Here is a 17,342-nt window from a genome sequence, read left to right as displayed (position 1 = left end):
AGGTGAGCAAAAGCTCATTGATCACTGCAAGGAACGGCCCGATGCCGATGAAATTCATTGCCAAGAAAATTCAGGAATGGCGCCGCTATCGGACATGCGTGCGCGAACTTTCCCAACTTTCGGAACGGGAACTGGCCGATCTCGGTCTCTGCCACGCCGAAATTCCTGAGATCGCTCGGGAGATCGCACGCCACTAAGGGGTGCACGTGCCTGCGATATTAACCAAAGGCGGCTAGAGAATACAACACCACTCATGCCTTCGAGCCAGTGGGTGATGTTTGGAAGCATCAACATTCACGCCGATTTGACAAGCCTTCCCAATTGTCAATTGATTGGGTTCCAGGGTTTGATAGGGAACGATTCCGTGCGGTGCGGTTTGACTCGCGAATCGGCTCTGCAAGAGGATTTTTGATATGAAAACGATCATGAAGTCCGAAGCCGTGAAACATGTTCTTCTCGGTTCGGCGCTTGTTATGGCTCTCATGAGCACAGCCTTTGCTCAATCCAGCCATGCCCAGACTCACCGTTCTGCCCAAGCACCCGCGAGTCAGCCTGCTGAGCAGGATCACACCACAAAGCCCGGGTGGTCGCCGTCATGGTCTTATACCAATAATGGCCCGGCTCCGTATGATTACAACAATCGTTACGGCACGTTCGGTGATCAATAAACAAAAGCCTATTTCTGACCGTCATCACTCGCGTAAGGCTTTTACGTAGCCTGGAGTTCCCTGACAGAGCAGAAATTTTTGCTAAGGCCCGCCTCTTCCGGCGGGCCTTTTGCATTATGGGTCAGTGAAGCATCAATGATGAAGCGTCGAAGGCGAAGCGCCAATCGAATTTACATATGAAATCCGTATTTTCAATTTCAATGCATAACTTTCATGTTATTGAGATAATAATATTTTATTATCTGTACAATATTGATGTGTATAGATCGCCTAGGAGGCCAAGCTTTGCTAAAAAGTCGCATGGTTTTGTTTAAGCTGATGCGATAATGAAAGACATTCTTTCCGGCACGAAGCAAAAAAATCCGACTTGAGCTTCTGAGTCAGAAATCAACTGGCTTGATCATCGTTCTTGTGCAAAATGAGCGAGGGGTTGGTTAGTGGCGGATGGTGCCGCGGCCAAGAATGGCAAGCAAACGAGAACATGAGAGAGGGAGCGTGTAATGGCTTTCGACCCCGTCCTTTTGAGTCGTCTGCAATTTGCCTTCACCATTACTTTCCACATTATTTTTCCATCCTTCACGATTGGCCTTTCCGCCTTCATTGCGGTTTTGCTGGCGCGTCACGCGATCACTGGCCGTAGCCAGGATCTTGAACTGGCGCGGTTCTGGACCAAGATCTTTGCCATTTCTTTCGCCATGGGCGTCGTTTCGGGCGTCGTCCTTTCCTATCAATTCGGCACCAATTGGAGCCGTTTCTCCACCGTTGCCGGCAATATTATCGGCCCCTTGATGGCCTATGAGGTGCTGACCGCCTTCTTTCTGGAGGCGACCTTTCTCGGCATCATGCTGTTCGGGGCGGGGCGCGTGCCGGGCTGGTTGCATCTGACCGCCTCGATCATGGTGGCCATCGGCACAGCGATTTCCGCCTTCTGGATTCTCGCGGCCAATTCCTGGATGCAATTCCCGGTCGGCCATGAAATGCGAGAGGGCATCGCCTTTCCCCTCGATTGGCTGCGGATCATCTTCAGTCCGACTTTTCCCTTGCGTTTCGCTCATATGGTGACCGCGGCCTATATCACGACCGCCTTTGTCGTCGTGGCTGTCGGCGCCCGTTTTGCTCTCGCGGGCCGCTTTCCCGATCATGCGAAAACGATGCTGCGCATGGGACTTGGCCTCGCCGTGGTGCTGGTGCCCTTGCAGATTCTCATCGGTGATATGCATGGCCTCAAGACGGCGGAATATCAGCCGGCCAAGCTCGCGGCGATCGAGGGCCATTGGGAAAATGAAGAGGAAGGAGCGGGCGTGCCCTTGATCCTCTTTGGTTGGCCGAACCAAAAGACTGAGACCAATGATTACGCGCTTTCCTTGCCGCATATCGGCAGCCTGATCGTCACCCATTCCTGGGCCGGCCGTTTTCCCAGTCTGAAGGATTTCGCTCCGGCCGATCGTCCGCCGGTGCCACAAGTCTTCTTTGCCTTTCGTTTCATGGTCGGTATCGGTTTCGCCATGCTCGGATTTGTCGCCTGGGGGGTATTTTTGTGGTGGCGTGGGGACCTGATGCGGAACAGGCTGTTCTTGCGCATCGCCGCCAATGTCTGGCCGGTTGGTTTTCTCGCCATCATCTCCGGTTGGATGGTGACGGAAATTGGTCGCCAGCCGTGGGTCGTGACCGGTTTTCTGCGTAGCGCCGATGCCGCTTCTCCTTTGACGATGCACACGGTTCTGGTTTCGCTGGCGCTCTTCGTCCTTGTCTATGGTGTCGTGTTTTCGGCGGGGATCTATTTCATCAACCGGCTGATCAATGCGGGGCCGACACCTCATGTCGTTGGCGCCGAAACAGGCCTGCCGTCCCGTCCTCTGTCCGGTGCTGCGAGAAGTCTGAGTGATTAAATCAACAACCGGCTGTTTCTGGGATGTTCGTTGGGAGAGAATGACATGACCGGCTTGGAACCGTATCTGCCGTTGATCTGGGCCGGCATTCTGGCCACCGCCGTTGGCCTCTATGTCATTCTCGATGGATTCGATCTCGGTCTCGGCATTCTCTTCTTCACGACACGGGACGAGACCGCGCGCGATGACATGATGTCCTCCGTCGCGCCTTTCTGGGACGGGAATGAAACCTGGCTGGTTTTAGGGGGCGGCGGTCTGCTCGCCGCCTTTCCGCTCGCCTATTCGATCATCATGCCGGCGCTCTATATTCCGATCATCCTGATGCTGCTCGCCTTGATCCTGCGTGGCGTCGCCTTTGAATTTCGCTGGGCGGCAAAGCCCTGGCACGGATTCTGGGATGTCGCCTTTGCCGGGGGATCGACGCTTGCCGCCTTGGCGCAGGGATTCGTGCTGGGCGGTCTGATCCAGGGCATTACGGTCAAGGACAATGCCTTTGCCGGCGGTCCCTTCGATTGGTTCTCCCCTTTTGCGCTCTTGTGCGGATTTGGCCTCGTCGCGGGTTATGGGCTGCTTGCCTGCTGCTGGCTGTTGATGAAGACCTCAGGTGGGTTGGCTGCTCATGCGCGCCGCCTCGCGCTCCCCTTTCTGCTGGCCGTCGTCTTCTGCGCGGCCGTGGTAAGCATCTGGACACCCTTGCGCTATCCAGCGATCGCGGAGCGTTGGTTCTCGACGCCTAATATTTTCTATCTCTGGCCTTTGCCGGCCGCGACGGGGGCTCTGGCGTTTCTCGTTTTTCGCGCTCTGCGGCGGGGCGATGATTTCATCCCGTTCTTCGGCGTGGTGGGGATTTTTCTACTCTGTTTCGCGGGTCTTGCTATTTCTGCTTATCCCTATCTGGTGCCGCACTCGATCGATCTCTGGCAGGCCGCCGGCGCGCCTGAATCCCTGAAATTCATGCTCATCGGCGTCAGTATCCTCTTGCCGGTCATCTTGGGTTATACAATCTTCGTTTATTGGACATTTCGGGGCCGTCTTCGGGTGGGAGAAGGCTATCATTAAGGGGTGGACATTCGACCCCGTGATGGACTGAAGGACGAAACATGCGGGACACGGACAGGGGTGACACGAGCTTGCGGCCTTTCCGTCCGCCTTCCGTCCATTCCTTTCGGAGATTTTTCCTGGCTTTTGCGCTTTCGGGCCTTGCCGCCAGCACGGCTGCCGAAGCGCAATTTTTTTACGGTCCCCGTGCTTATGGCGGGCCCTATGATTATGGCTCCCCTTATGATGGCGACATGCCCTATGATAGCGGCGGCCTCTGGGGCGGACCGCAAAGTGGCCCGTGGGAACCGCCGGAGGCTCCCTTTTATGACGGCCCATCGCGTCGCCGGTCCAGCGTTCCGAGGCCATCGAGCGGCAGAACGGGTGGCCACGGGGAGGGCGTTTTGGCGACAATCGAGCGTCATCTCGAGCGTCTCGGCCTGCGCCAGATCGCGGCTCCGCGCCGCAAGGACAAGATCTATATTATAGCGGCCACGGAGCCGAACGGCCGCAGGCATCGCGTGATCTTTGATGCGACGACCGGGGCTCTGATGGAGAACCGGCCACTTGGCGAAAAGCCGCAATCATCGACCGGGTCAAAGCCCAGGGCGGAAAACGTGCCTCCAAGCGTGGAGACAAAGCCGGAGGAAGCAAAGGAGAAGGATGCTCCTCCTGCCAAAGCCCCGGTTCAGCGACCGGTCACGCCGGATGATCCGCCTCCGACCCGAGGCTAGAGTACTTTGCATTTACGTTGATACGTATCCGGCGTGTTTGAAAAAGTTCCAGCATTCCTGGGGGGTGAAAAGGTCGCAGATGTCTGCGAGCGCTTGGCAGAGTTGGTCGAATGTCCTGGCGCCGATGCGGCGGAGGTGAGCTTTCAGCTTGGCGAAGGCCATTTCGATGGGGTTCAGATCGGGGCTGTAGGCGGGCAGGAACAGAAACCAGCATCCCTTGGCCTTCAGCGCCTCGGCGGACTGCGGTGCGTGCTGAGATTGTCGAGGATGACCACGGTGCCGGGAGCGAGCAGCGGCGCGAGCTGGGTTTCGATGTAGATGTCGAAGGCAGCGCCGTTCATGGCGCCATCGATGACCCAGGGGGCGATCAGGGCGTTCCCGGTCAGCCCGGCAATGAAGGTCTGGGTGTGCCACTTGCCGAAGGGTGCAGTCCCATGCAGACGCTGGCCCCGGCGTGCGCGGCCTCTGATCCTTGTCAGGTTGGTCTTGACGCAGGTTTCGTCGATGAACACCAGCCGCTCGGGCCGCTGCTGCATGAACGGCTGGCGACGCTCTGTCCAGTCGGCGCGCGCTTCGACGATATCGGCGCGGCGCTGTTCGTCGGCGACCAGCGCCTTTTTTTGTATGTGAAGCCAAGCCTTTTCAAAGCCCGGGAAATCGCCGAATAATGGACCTGAACGCCCTCGGCATGGGCCAGGGCGTCGCGCAGTTCGAATAGCGTGATATCGGGGTCTTGTGTGACCAGTTCGATGAGGAAGGACTTGTAGGGCTCCAGCTTACCCCGCCCTGTGGGACATCCGCATTTGACGGCAGCGAGGCTTTCCCCACGTCGGACCTTGAGGGCAAGCCGCGCGCCCGTCGCCGCGGAGATCATCAGGCGCCTGGCCGCTTCGCGCGCACTCAGGCCCTCTTCAATGAGACGCTGGAAATGACGCCGCAGGTCAAGCGAAAGGGGAGCTGGCATGGCAAAATCCTCCTCGACGGGAGGAATCACAAAAAACACCCCAAGCAAAGCCAAACGATTCAACGTTCAAACAAATTGCTCTAGAGCATCAGACCCAAAAGTGGCTCCCACTTTTGGGACTAATCTGATGCGTTTACAGAAAGATAGAGCATCGGACAGGATTCAATTTGAAAGTCCGATGCTCTAATTTCTGGATCGAGAGCATCGCGTCTGAAGCGCAAGGGTCTCATACCCAAGGTCGCGGGTCGCGACCCGTGGTTTCGTTTTCGACATTTTTTGAGTGTGTCCAATCGGTCATCCTTCATGACCCGATGGAATCACGTCGCCGAGGGGGTACCGCTGAAGGATTTGGGGGCCGGGCTCATCGGGATGGCCGTGCCATTATTGATCTGCAGCACGGCGAGGCCGCGATCGTTCTGGCCATCCGGGCGGAAGCGGAAGAGGCCGTCGGCCCCGTTGAAGCCGGAGCGATTGATCAATACGCTATCGCTGTAGCGTTGCGCGCCCTGCGTATGGGCGAGCGCCGCGGCTAGCGATACCGCGTCATAGCTCAAGGTAGCGATGCGGGTCGGATCGCTGCCGAATTTTGCCCGATAGCGTTCGGCGAAAGCATTGAAGCCGCCGTTTTCAGGCGCCGCGAACCAGGCGCCCTGCAAAGCGGGCAGCTTCAGGACACGCGCGTCGTTCCACAGGCCAGTGCCGAGAATCTGCACCTTTTTTGAGTTGATACCCGCCGTCGTCAAAGCTTGCGACATAGTCGCCATGGCATCGGCTTGTTCGGGAATGAAAAGTGTATCGATCTGGTCGCCGAGCGAGGCGATCTTCTGGGCGGCGGCGGCCAGCGTCTGCTGCTGGAAATGTTCGATGCCCATGACACGCAGGCCATGCTGGGCTGCCGCCTGTTGGAAGGCAGCATCGGCCACCCGGCCATAATCATTCTCGGGGATTAGCGCGGCGATGGATTTCTTGCCCTTGGACGCGGCATAATCCACGATGCGCTCGACATAGCTTTCGACCAGGAAAGACAAAAGATAGACGCCCGGCTGAGCGGCCGAGGCATCGGTCGAGAAGGCGATCATCGGCTTGCCCGCCCCCCGCGCCAGACGGCCGGCCTCACGCACATTGGCTGCGAAGAGAGGCCCGATGAAGAGTTCGGCCCCGTCCGAAAGCGCCTGCTGCGTGGCCTCGCGCGCGCCTTCCGGACTTGAGCGGTCGTCGCGGACGAGCAAAGTCAATTCATTGGAACCCGCCTCATTGAGGGCCAATTCAGCGGCGTTGCGCAGTGATGCGCCGACGACGCTCGGGCCAGAGGCTTGCGTCATCGGAATGATGAGCGCGACCTTGACCGGGCCACTGCCGATATCGCTATTGAGGGAGGCAACGGTAGGGGGAGCCGCCTGAGGAGGCGGCACCGAGGGCTGCGGCGCCGGTTTATTGCTGGACAGCATGTTTTGCATCGAGCCGCAGGAAGCGAGCGCCACGGCCAACCCCAAAACGCCGAGAACCGGCACGGCGCGAAACCTCGACGCCCGGCGCCGCGAAAGCGAGAGGGTGGGGATGCGAGGCGACCAGCACCGACGCGGTAAAAAGATCATGCTTTTGGGTCTCCGCCACAGCAAAGGTTCAGAAATCCTAATTTATTTCACGCCGTCTTAATCGAAATTCGTCATACTCGCGAATCGCCGGCCTGACCACCTGTGCCCAAAACGCTCATGCAAAAATTACTCGGACCGGGTGTCTTTTTCCCTCACGGCCTTGCACGCATTATTCCCTGAGGGGAAGCGATCGGTTTCATCATAAAGACTATACGTTAAAACAAAGAGATAGAGAGCGTTTTCTGGTTCTGTTGAAAGAGAAGCAACTCTAAGGTAACGCCGACGATCATTTTGCGTCCTTTCGCGACGCGATCGTGAAAATCGTCATTTCAAGCTATTCGAGATCCAATGGCTAATCCGGCGCGCAAACCCAAACATCCTGGTCTGCTCCTGCAAGATATTTATCTCGCTGATCTTGGCATCAGCGGCGCGACTTTGGCGGCGGCCCTTCGTGTGCCCTCCGAACGGATCGCGGCTTTATTTCGGGGGGCCGAGGCTGTGGATGCCGATCTCGCTATCCGTCTCGGCCTGTTCTTCGATAAGGATCCCGCCTTCTGGCTTGATCTCCAGCGTGCCTACGATCTCGCCAAGGCCCGGGACGAAAATGATTATACCGGGATCGAGAAACATGGTGCGATATCGAGCTTCTTTCCTTGATCCAGACGTGAAATTTTGCGCCCCGGATCGGAACCCGGGCGCCCAAAGCGCGATGACTAAATGCCGCTGGATGGTTCAAAAAAGCGCTCCGATCCTTTAGGTTGGGCCTCGGGTTCGGGCTGTTGCAGCGGTCTCGAAGACGGAAGGGTTCAAGGATGACCGAAGAAGCAAAACACAGCGCGATCATCGGCGTCGTCACCGTTTCCGATCGGGCTTCGCAAGGGCTTTACGAAGACCGTAGCGGGCCAGCTATTCTTGCCTTTCTGCAACGGGTGCTGACGACACCCTTTGCCGCTCTGCACAAAATCATCCCCGATGGATTCGAGAGCGTGCGCGACACATTGATCACCCTCGCCGACGAGGACCGTTGCGATCTCATCCTCACGACCGGAGGCACCGGACCCGCCCCACGCGACCTGACGCCGGAGGCGACCGAGGCGGCGGCCCCGCGCATCCTGCCGGGCTTTGGCGAATTGATGCGCAAGGTCAGCCTGGAGGAAGTTCCCACGGCCATTCTCTCGCGGCAGATCGCCGCCCATCGTGGTTCCTGTCTCATCATCAATCTACCGGGCAAGCCCGCGGCCATCGAGACCTGTCTCAAGGCGGTCTTCCCAGCCGTGCCTTATTGCCTCGATCTCATCGGTGCGGCCCGGATCGAGACCAATCCTGCGGAGATCAAAGCATTTCGCCCCAAAGCATGATGCAGTAAAAACAGAATGGCATCATGCTTGAGAATAGTGAGAATGCGCTGAATCCAAATGTGGTATCCACATTTGGATTCAGCGTTATAGGGCCTGAAAGACTTTTTTGATGCGCGCCTCCAAGCAGACCAAAGCCGCAACCGCCGAGGATCGGCTGGAACAGCTCGCCCAGGCCTATCGGCCCTTGCCCTTCATCCCCGATGAATTCATGGACGCTAGCGGCAAGCCCCGGCCGCATTGGGTCAAGTTTCTGAACTCACTGGGCGAACTTGGCGACGAGGATATCAGCCGCCGTTTCGCCACCGCTGATCGGCATATCCGGGAATCCGGCGTCTCTTATCGCGTCTATGGCGATGTCAGCGAACGGGCCTGGCCATTGAGCCATGTGCCTCTCCTGATCGAGGCCAATGAATGGCGCGAGATCGCCGCGGGTATCTGCCAGCGGGTGCAATTGATGGAGGCGATCCTCGCCGATGTTTATGGGGAGGGGCGTCTGGTGCGCTCCGGCGCCCTGCCGGCGACCGCCGTTACAGGCAGCCCGGACTTTCTGCATCCCCTGCATGGCGTGCGCCCACCTGGTGGACATTATCTTTATCTTTATGCCGCCGATATCGGTCGCGGGCCGGATGGACGCTGGTGGGTCATCGGCGATCGGACGCAGGCTCCCTCGGGCGCCGGCTATGCTCTGGCCAATCGCCTGGTCCTGTCGCGTGCTTTTCCGACTCTCTATCGCGAAATGAATATCGAACGGCTGGCGCCTTTCTTCTCGGCTTTCCGCGATGGCCTCATGGCCATGGCCAAGCGTTATGATCCGCGCATCTGCCTCCTGACGCCCGGTCCTTTCAACGAAACCTATTTCGAACAGGCCTATCTCGCCCGCTATCTCGGTTTTCTATTGGTCGAAGGCGGTGATCTCACCATGCGTGATGGCGAGGTGCATGTGCGCACCATTGCCGGCCTCAAACGCGCGGATGTCTTATGGCGCCGTGTCGATTCCGATTTCTGCGATCCGCTCGAGCTTAATGGACAATCGAAACTCGGCGTGCCCGGCCTGATCGACAGTCTGCGCGAGGGGGGCGTGGTCGTCGCCAATGCGCTTGGCTCTGGTGTCCTCGAAGCGCCGGCCTTGATGAGCTTCATGCCGCGTCTCTGCCGCACCTTGCTCAATGAGGAATTGGCTCTGCCCAATATCGCCACCTGGTGGTGCGGCCAGCCGCATGAACGCGAGGATGTCATCAATTACATGGATGGCATGGCGATTACTGGCGCCTATGGCAATGCGGTGCTCGGCCGTCCGCCGCATCAGCCGCTGGTCGGCATGTCGCTCACGCAGGAAGAAAAAGACACGCTCGCCGCCGATATACGCTTGCGCGGTATTGATTATGTCGGTCAGGAGGTTGTCAATCTTTCCACCACGCCGGTCTGGCAGGAAGGCCGTCTGGTGCCGCGGCCCTTCGTGCTGCGGGTCTATGCCGCGCGCACGCCGGATGGCTGGAAAGTGATGCCCGGCGGCTTTTGCCGCATTTCCGATCGCACCGATGCACGCGCCGTTTCGATGGGCGAGGGCGTGCAATCGGCCGATGTCTGGGTGCTCGCCGACAAGCCGGTCGAAATGGTCACGCTTTTGCCCAGCGATGAGACGGTGCGCATACGCCGGCTCATGGGTAATCTGCCCTCCCGCGCTGCCGATAATCTGTTCTGGCTCGGGCGTTATCTGGAGCGCACCGAGGCCACTTTGCGGCTGGTGCGCAGTCTGGCGGGCAAACTCATCGACACGGATACACACACAATCAATACCGGCCAGACGATTGCCCGGATCGGCGCCTTGCTCACGGCCTGGGGCGCCGGACCTGCCGATCTCGATGATCCGATCCTGCTCTCGGCGCAGGGCCTGCACGGACCTGACTATGGCTCTGCTCTCTCCTTGATGCGGGATTGCCGGCGCGCGGCCTCGTTCATCCGGGAACGGCTCTCGCCCGATACCTGGCGGCTGATCAATGATCTGTTTCACGGGCTCGCCGTGGAATCCGCTTTGCCGACCTCCGAGGCCGAAACCTTCGAGCGTGCCGATGCGGGCTTACGGACGATCGCGGCGATTGCCGGTGTGGCGCAGGAAAATATGAATCGCGGGGCCGGCTGGCGCCTGCTCGATATGGGACGGCGGGTGGAACGGGGCATTAATACCTGCCGTTTCGCCCGGCATTTCATCAGCGCGGAGGCGACCGCCGATGATTTCAGCGTGCTGCTCGATCTCATCGATTCGCAAATCACTTATCGCTCCCGCTATCTGATGGGTGTCGCTCAGAATACAGTGCGCGACATGGTGGTGCTCGATCCCTACAATCCGCGTTCGGTCAGTTTCCAGGTGGAGCAGCTTGCCGACCATCTCGAAAACCTGCCGCTCTTGAGCGATGACGGCATGCTGGAGGAACCGCGCCGCCGGATCGTGAAACTCTCCGCCGAAGTCTCGACCGCGATCGCGGCCAAACTCGACAATGATGCCATTTTCGAATTCGAACAGGCTCTGTTGGGCTTGGCCGATGCGATTGCGGTGCGTTATTTCCTGCAGGGCCCGCATGCCGCGCGCGCCGACAAGACGAGTGGGTTGGCATGATCTACACAATCCGCCATGTGACGACATACACTTATGGATCGAGTGTCACTTTCGCCCATTGCGAATTGCGGCTCCTGCCGCAGGACGGCGCGGGCCAGATGGTCTATTTGACCGATCTCCTGATTGATCCCGCGCCGGCGCGTATCGTCGAAAGACGCTGTTTCTTCGGCAATCGCTTGACCTCGATGACCATAGACACGGCCCATCGCGCCCTGCGTGTCGAGGCCCGCAGCACGGTCGAGGTTTTGCGCGATCTTCCTCCCGCCGAAAATCTGACCAGGGATTGGGAAGAGATCCGCGAAGATGCTTTCGATTCGGATACACTTGCCCCCGAATCCCCCGCGCATTTCATGCATCCGAGCCGTTTCGTGCCGCAATTCAAACCAGCCACGGCCTATGCCCGGGAAAGTTTTGGGCCTGGCCGCCCAATCCTTGCGGGCGCCGTTGAACTCATGCAACGCATACGCGCCGATTTCCGCTATGACCCAAAGGCAACGATTGTTTCGACACCCTTGTCGGAAGCCTTCGAGAAACGCCGCGGCGTCTGTCAGGATTTCGCCCATATCATGATCGCGGGCCTGCGCGGCATCGGTCTGCCGGCCGCCTATATTTCCGGCTATATCCGCACCATTCCACCGCCAGGCAAGCCGCGCCTTGAAGGCGCGGACGCCATGCATGCCTGGGTGGCTGTGTGGTGCGGTGAGGAATGGGGGTGGATCGGCCTTGATCCGACCAATGCTTTGATGATCGGCGACGATCACGTCGTCCTCGCCAAAGGGCGTGATTATGCCGATATTTCTCCTGTCGCAGGCATCATTCTGGGCTCGCGTGAGCAGGATGTCGATGTCTCTGTGGATGTCGTGCCGCAGGTTTGACGGTATTTCAAAGAACGTTGGCTTTGTGTATCGCACTATTTCCTCGGGAAATCTATTTGATACACTCTCCTAGATTGTGTGTTTGTGCCGCGCCGGTTCATGGGTGGTTCACACATTCAATGACATCTTGGCTCCTGTGGAACTTATCGACGGTGTTTGAGTGGACGGAGTGGATTCTCGTTCCCCGTTGGCGAATTGTTCGGTGCCGAAGCGCTGGGACTTTGATGACAAAGCCAAAGCGGCATGTTTCGTCGATGACGATCCAGCCAGGAGGTAAAAATGGATAAGAAAATCGTGGGTTTGGTCGGCGCGCTCTCCGCGCTCACGGCTTCGCAGATGGCTCAGGCCTTGCCGGCCACGACGCCCAACGCAGACGATATTTTGCGGGTTCAATCTTATGGGGAACTGCTCGATCCCATCCCCAATGCTGTAGCGCTTTTACGCGCGGTCGATGCAGCGCCCGTGCCAGCGTCCAATCTGGTGCAGCCGGCTCAATTCTACTACTATCACCATCACCACCACCATCATCATCATCATCACCATCACCACGGATATTGGGGCCCCTACTATCACCACCATCACCACCATCACCATCATCATTACTACCGCTATTATTATTATCCGTATGGCTATGGCTATTATTAACCTCAACGCGGTGGTGCGGCCCGCTTAAGGACAAGCGTTGGCCGCTTATCCTTAAATAGTGACGTTCGTTTCGGCTTGGAAATGGATGCATCATGGATCTCCAATGGTGGGAAAGCCCCCATTGGAGTGAGCAGACTCTATTCCGGTTTCTTTTTGGCGCGTTGTTTTGCGGCGCTCAGAAGATGACGGTAAGTCCCGTCGAATACAGTGTTTGTCGAGGAGATCCATTGTGTATCCGCACCGAGTGTCGTGCGGCTTTGGTGAATTCGGCGCGATTGCAGTTCACGCTCGGCGGCCTCTTCTTCACCCATCTCGATCAGATCAAAATCGGCTTCGGCAGGGATAACGATGATCTGCGCAAATGGCTCGCCAGGCCTGAAAATATGCGTTCGGCCTTCAGCAGGTGATTTGAAGACGATGAAAGACATCATTGGCCACCACTGTCGCAATAAAGCGGGCACGGCGATTGGCACGCTATCGGTGGGGTCTGTGTAAAATCGCGGATGAGGCTCGGTGCGAAACGCCCAGCCTTCTTCGACCTTTATATCGAGAAGAATCTGATAGGTGTAATAGGTCTCACCGAATGTTCGAAAAGGTGGCCATTGTAATCCGGTTTCCGGATCAGGACCAAAATCACCATCGAAGATGAGTTTGCCCTCGCGCATGCTCACATGCAACTCGTTCTCGTAAGGATAGAACAATTCAATCCCATAGCGCGCCCCTTCGGCGAAGGGCATGCAATGCCATGGATGTTCGTGTGATCCATTGGCGCGGGGCTCGGATTCTCCCGCCCAACCGGGAACTTCGAGTTTGGTTCGACGCGGTCTGAGACCCGGATTGCAGAGTCTATATTTGACGACTTGCACGAAGGCTCCTGTCAATCAAGGAAAGAGGCTGGAATCAGCAGTAAATGAAGTTGCAAAATCATACTATTCTCCGGTTATATGGTTGCTGAACATGATGTCAGCGCATGCCGAGACTTTTGACAATTTCAAGACGCATCGAGCTATCGAACGCAGCGAGTAATTTTCTATTATATCCATAGATAGTATTTGATTAAGGGAGAAAATCAGAATAGCTTCGTCTCATCAAAAGGCTGGCTTCATGAATCGTGGATTGTCGGGCCGCCGCGAAGGGAAGTGAGACAGTCTTGCGATCCTGATCATGGGGAACAGCGGACCAGATGATGTCGCATGAAAAAAGGATCGCCATCGTTGGAGGCGGTGCGAGTGGTGCCCTCCTTGCCTATCAGCTGACGCAGAAAGCCATTGGTGCACGCGTCATTGTCATCGATCCTTCTCCGACACCGGCGCTCGGGCTTGCTTATTCGACGCCGAGTTCGCGACATTTGCTGAATGTCACCGCCGGTGGCATGAGCGCCTTGCCGGACCAGCCGGAGCACTTCCTGAACTGGCTGTGTGCAAACCATAATCCCCAAGCAACGGCGATGACCTTCGCGCCGCGTATTGTCTTTGGACATTATCTTCAATCGCTTTATGCGCTGTCCTCGGCTGAACATTTGCGGGCACAGGTGCACCATTACAAACCAGCTCCCGTTGGTGGTTCTCTTGTGCTTGGCAATGGGCAAGTGCTTGCGGCTGATCTTGTCATTCTCGCGACGGGCAATTTCGATCCCGCGCCTTTGCCCGCTATGGATGAGATCGCTAAAAATTCAGGATTTTATCACCATAATGCCTGGGATAGAGCGACATTCGAAGGGCTTGATCCTGATGAGCCGATTGCTTTGATCGGTACAGGCCTCACGGCTGTGGACGTCGTGCTGCGGCTCCGTGAGCTGGGGCATCGTGCCGTGATAACGACCATCTCCCGTCATGGGCTCTTCCCCAATCGTCATGAGACCTATGAGAAGCTCGATCATTGCGCCCTGCCGGACGAGGTCCCCGCCAGTGCCTTGGCCTATTTCCGAGCTTTTCGGCGGGCGCTTCGCAGCGGTCTGCCGTGGCGCTCGGTCGTTGACAGTTTGCGGGCCAGGACGAATGCTTTGTGGCTGGCTTTGCCCTTGATCGAGCAGAAGCGCTTTCGCCGTCATCTTCAGCGGCGTTGGGATATCGTCCGCCACCGCATGGCGCCCTCGATCGCTGATATCATTGAGGCCGAGCGCGCTGACGGAACACTGCTCGTGTGCCATGGCCACGTGCATGGCATCTCGCTGAGCAATGGCCGCGGTGAGGTTGTCATCAAGAAGGGCGCATCGACACAAAACCTGCCGGCCGCCCGTGTGATCAATTGCACCGGCTCCGATCTCAATTATCGCCGTGTCGCTTCCTCCTTGCTGAACGGCTTGCTCGAGCAAGGTATGATTATTGCGGGTCCCCTGGGCAATGGGCTGAAAATTGATGGCAGTGGTGCCGTTTACGGTCGAGAAGGAAGAATTTCCGACACTTTGTTTACGCTCGGTCCGGCGCGGCTAGGAACCTTGTTCGAGTCCATCGCTATCCCCGAAATCCGGCAACAGGCGGCGGATCTCGCCGCGCATCTTGCGGAACGGGTGCGATAGCTTTTTGGATGCGGTGGATTTCAGAGGAAGCTCTTTGAAGCCGGCGTGCGCTTTTCATCCCAGGCGCGCCTATTTTATTGTCTTGTCGTCAAATGGGTGATTTACGCAATAGGATCGAACCTCATCGGCTAACGTCACCAGGAGATCAAGTTCCTGAATGTTTCCGATCTGACACCAAAGGTCGCTATCCGCGACCTTTGGTGTAATGCCTTCGATTGTCGAGATGGTTGGGGTTAGACAGAGGAACTTCGCTCCCTGCTTATGAATTGTTTAGATGGGTACATACGCCTGTCGGGCCGGTGAGCCTTGATGGCAATCAAAAAGGTTTGTTTTGTCGACGGCGATCCAGCCTGGAGGCAAAAATGAATAAGACAATCGTAAGCTTGGTCAGCGTGTTCACTGTACTCGTGGTTTCGGGCACTGTTCAGGCAATGCCGCAGAACGTAAGCGATGTTTTACGGGTCCAGCCTTATGCTGAGCGGCCCGGCCCCATTCCAAATGCTACGGCGCTCTTACCTGCAGTTGGCGCAACGCCTGTTCCCTTGCCTAATTTGGTGCAGCCGGCCCGATATTACCATCATTACCATCATCATCACCACCACCGCCACCATCACTACTATCATCATCGGCACTATCATCATTGGCATCACGGATACTGGCGGCGCTACCATCACTACCATCACTATCGCTACTATCACCATTATCGTCGTTATCACCACTATGGATATTGGCATCCATATTATCGCCGCTATCATTATCGCTACTATTATCCCTATCCCTATCCCTATGGTTATTATCCCTATTAGGCAGGCGATAGCAGCGTGGTCGCAATTTTCAGGGCAGGGGATCTTTGAAGGCGGGTTTGCGTTTTTCGCCCCAGGCGCGCATGCCTTCGGCAAATTCGTGTGCCTTGAAACTCGCGGCGAAGGCGGTGTCGGTTTCGTCCTGGCAGTCTTCGCCTCTTGCGATGCGGTTGAGGCTCTGCTTCATGCCTTGCACGGCCTGGGGCGCATTCTCGGCGAGCAGCGTGGCAAGGGCCTCGACACGAGTGGCGAAGGTCTCTGGAGTGGCAATTTCGTCCAGATAGCCGATGTGCAAAAGGTCTTTGGTTTCTATCGGTTGCGCTGTCAGAAACAGGCGTTTGGCGGCGGCAAGGCCGAGCCGGCTGACATAGCGGCGCTGGCCTGAATAATAGAAATGAATGCCGAGTTTCGCCGCCGGCATGATCAGTTTCATGCCATCGATACCAATGCGAAAATCACAGGCGAGCGCGAGATCAGTGGCGCCACCATAGACCGAGCCGTTCAAGGCACAGATCGTCGGGATCCGGATTTTTTCGACACGGTCGCAGAGATTACCGAAAACCAATTCACCACGCGCTTCATTGTCTGACTCGTGCCCCGGCTTTTCCGCTTTCCCCATGGCCTGCATGTCGTAGCCGGAGGAAAAGGTGCGGCCGGTACCGGTCAAGATCAGCACGCGGTTGGACGTGTCGGCTTCGATCTTGTCGATCAGCTTGGGGATGAGCAGGACATCATCGCGTTCGAGGCGATTGTGAAAAGCCGGCCGATTGAGGCGCAGGGTTACACGAGGCCCTTCCTTGATCAGGATGGGTGCTGTACCGGAAAGGTCGGAGCTGCTCATTCTATGGGGCTGTTCCTGTATATCAAAAGTCGCGCAACGCGACTTTTGATTCCGTTCTCGAATTTTCGCTTTTCAAAACATAGCGAAAATTCGAGAATGTTCCAACAGGCATCGTTCCTGATGATTGGAATTAGTAGGCTGTAATCGGCATTTCCGGGATATCGCCTTCAACAATTAGTTTTGCCGATGTATTGGCGATAATATCCTCGACACTCACGCCCGGCGCGCGTTCGCGCAGCACGAGCCCTGCCTCGGTTGGCTCGATCACCGCGAGATCGGTCACGATCAGATCCACGCGCCGATCCGCCGTCAAGGGCAAGGTGCATTTGGGAACGATCTTTGGCTCGCCCTTGGCAGTGTGCTGCATGGCGATAATGATGCGATTGGCATTGGCCACGAGATCCATGGCACCGCCCATGCCGGGCACGAGTTTGCCGGGCACCATCCAATTGGCAAGGCGGCCGGTCTCGTCCACTTCAAGACCGCCAAGAACGCATGTATCGACGTGCCGGCGAATGAGACCGAAGGACAAGGCGCTGTCGAAGGACATGGCGCCCGGCACAGCGGTGATGCAGAAGCCGCCGGCATCGGTCAGATAGGGATTCTCGGTGCCGGCATGGGCGCGCGCGCCCATGCCGATGAGGCCGTTTTCCGATTGAAACAGAATGCCGCTGTCTGGTTTGACATAATAGGCAACGCCAGTCGGCAGGCCGATGCCGAGATTGACGAGTGTATGCGGCCGCAGTTCCAGGGCGGTGCGCTCTTGAATGATCTGTTGATGGCCCATGCTGCTGCTCCCC

Annotated in this window: 16 protein-coding genes and 1 pseudogene; 11 read left to right on the top strand and 6 right to left on the bottom strand. The window is 57.3% G+C overall.

The genetic code is table 11. The features are described 5' to 3' along the window. The first annotated feature begins 41 nt into the window (after nucleotides 1-41). The 5 genes from BIND_RS20870 to BIND_RS16680 all read left to right on the top strand — a co-directional run bounded on the left by BIND_RS20870 (nucleotide 42) and on the right by BIND_RS16680 (nucleotide 4,329). The gene (locus tag BIND_RS20870) at nucleotides 42-197 is read left to right on the top strand and encodes a DUF1127 domain-containing protein (protein WP_012386198.1); all 156 of its coding nucleotides are present in this window, start codon (nucleotides 42-44) and stop codon (nucleotides 195-197) included. A 216-nt stretch (nucleotides 198-413) separates the two neighbouring features. Beyond that, complete coding sequence (locus BIND_RS16695) at nucleotides 414-668, top strand: hypothetical protein (protein WP_012386196.1); 255 nt, start codon at nucleotides 414-416, stop codon at nucleotides 666-668. A 500-nt stretch (nucleotides 669-1,168) separates the two neighbouring features. Beyond that, nucleotides 1,169-2,557, top strand: a complete 1,389-nt coding sequence (locus BIND_RS16690; RefSeq protein WP_012386195.1) for a cytochrome ubiquinol oxidase subunit I — start codon at nucleotides 1,169-1,171, stop codon at nucleotides 2,555-2,557. Nucleotides 2,558-2,602: 45 nt separating this feature from the next. Next, complete coding sequence (cydB, locus tag BIND_RS16685) at nucleotides 2,603-3,616, top strand: cytochrome d ubiquinol oxidase subunit II (protein WP_012386194.1); 1,014 nt, start codon at nucleotides 2,603-2,605, stop codon at nucleotides 3,614-3,616. A 41-nt stretch (nucleotides 3,617-3,657) separates the two neighbouring features. Then, nucleotides 3,658-4,329: a hypothetical protein gene (locus tag BIND_RS16680; RefSeq protein ID WP_012386193.1), complete on the top strand. Its 672-nt coding sequence runs from the start codon at nucleotides 3,658-3,660 to the stop codon at nucleotides 4,327-4,329. Nucleotides 4,330-4,341: 12 nt separating this feature from the next. Here BIND_RS16680 and BIND_RS20865 read toward each other — a convergent pair. Continuing rightward, nucleotides 4,342-5,293: pseudogene (locus tag BIND_RS20865) on the bottom strand (IS630 family transposase). A 317-nt stretch (nucleotides 5,294-5,610) separates the two neighbouring features. Then, nucleotides 5,611-6,888 (bottom strand): penicillin-binding protein activator, encoded by a 1,278-nt coding sequence (locus tag BIND_RS16665; RefSeq protein WP_012386192.1) that lies wholly within the window; start codon nucleotides 6,886-6,888, stop codon nucleotides 5,611-5,613. A 348-nt stretch (nucleotides 6,889-7,236) separates the two neighbouring features. Between BIND_RS16665 and BIND_RS16660 the strand changes: the two genes are divergently transcribed. The 5 genes from BIND_RS16660 (at nucleotide 7,237) to BIND_RS16640 (ending at nucleotide 12,380) form a co-directional block, all read left to right on the top strand. Then, on the top strand, nucleotides 7,237-7,545 hold the full coding sequence (locus BIND_RS16660) for a HigA family addiction module antitoxin (protein ID WP_012386191.1): 309 nt from the start codon (nucleotides 7,237-7,239) through the stop codon (nucleotides 7,543-7,545). 155 nt (nucleotides 7,546-7,700) lie between these two features. Beyond that, complete coding sequence (gene mog, locus BIND_RS16655; protein WP_012386190.1) at nucleotides 7,701-8,246, top strand: molybdopterin adenylyltransferase; 546 nt, start codon at nucleotides 7,701-7,703, stop codon at nucleotides 8,244-8,246. A gap of 109 nt (nucleotides 8,247-8,355) precedes the next feature. Continuing rightward, nucleotides 8,356-10,860 (top strand): circularly permuted type 2 ATP-grasp protein, encoded by a 2,505-nt coding sequence (locus tag BIND_RS16650; protein ID WP_012386189.1) that lies wholly within the window; start codon nucleotides 8,356-8,358, stop codon nucleotides 10,858-10,860. Continuing rightward, nucleotides 10,857-11,735: a transglutaminase family protein gene (locus tag BIND_RS16645; protein WP_012386188.1), complete on the top strand. Its 879-nt coding sequence runs from the start codon at nucleotides 10,857-10,859 to the stop codon at nucleotides 11,733-11,735. Before BIND_RS16650 ends, BIND_RS16645 begins: the two co-directional genes overlap by 4 nt. Before the next feature lie 279 nt (nucleotides 11,736-12,014). After that, nucleotides 12,015-12,380: a hypothetical protein gene (locus BIND_RS16640; protein WP_012386187.1), complete on the top strand. Its 366-nt coding sequence runs from the start codon at nucleotides 12,015-12,017 to the stop codon at nucleotides 12,378-12,380. Nucleotides 12,381-12,517: 137 nt separating this feature from the next. Here the strand turns inward: BIND_RS16640 and BIND_RS16635 are convergent, their stop codons facing one another. After that, nucleotides 12,518-13,246, bottom strand: a complete 729-nt coding sequence (locus tag BIND_RS16635) for a hypothetical protein (RefSeq protein ID WP_012386186.1) — start codon at nucleotides 13,244-13,246, stop codon at nucleotides 12,518-12,520. 317 nt (nucleotides 13,247-13,563) lie between these two features. On the opposite strand from BIND_RS16635, the gene BIND_RS16630 reads away from it, so the two are divergent. Continuing rightward, a complete protein-coding gene (locus BIND_RS16630) occupies nucleotides 13,564-14,898 on the top strand; it encodes an FAD/NAD(P)-binding protein (protein ID WP_041778191.1) in 1,335 nt (444 codons plus the stop codon). Between the two features lie 546 nt (nucleotides 14,899-15,444). On the opposite strand, the gene BIND_RS21690 is transcribed toward BIND_RS16630, so the two are convergent. The 3 genes from BIND_RS21690 to BIND_RS16615 all read right to left on the bottom strand — a co-directional run bounded on the left by BIND_RS21690 (nucleotide 15,445) and on the right by BIND_RS16615 (nucleotide 17,329). After that, on the bottom strand, nucleotides 15,445-15,636 hold the full coding sequence (locus BIND_RS21690) for a hypothetical protein (RefSeq protein WP_158304400.1): 192 nt from the start codon (nucleotides 15,634-15,636) through the stop codon (nucleotides 15,445-15,447). 96 nt (nucleotides 15,637-15,732) lie between these two features. Beyond that, on the bottom strand, nucleotides 15,733-16,542 hold the full coding sequence (locus tag BIND_RS16620) for an enoyl-CoA hydratase/isomerase family protein (protein WP_012386183.1): 810 nt from the start codon (nucleotides 16,540-16,542) through the stop codon (nucleotides 15,733-15,735). Between the two features lie 130 nt (nucleotides 16,543-16,672). Then, nucleotides 16,673-17,329, bottom strand: a complete 657-nt coding sequence (locus BIND_RS16615; RefSeq protein WP_012386182.1) for a 3-oxoacid CoA-transferase subunit B — start codon at nucleotides 17,327-17,329, stop codon at nucleotides 16,673-16,675. Nucleotides 17,330-17,342: the final 13 nt, after the last annotated feature.

Origin of the sequence: Beijerinckia indica subsp. indica ATCC 9039, assembly GCF_000019845.1 — a bacterium.
GTDB lineage: Bacteria > Pseudomonadota > Alphaproteobacteria > Rhizobiales > Beijerinckiaceae > Beijerinckia > Beijerinckia indica.
Note: the sequence above shows the minus strand (reverse complement) of the source record. Positions and strands in the feature narration are given on the sequence as shown.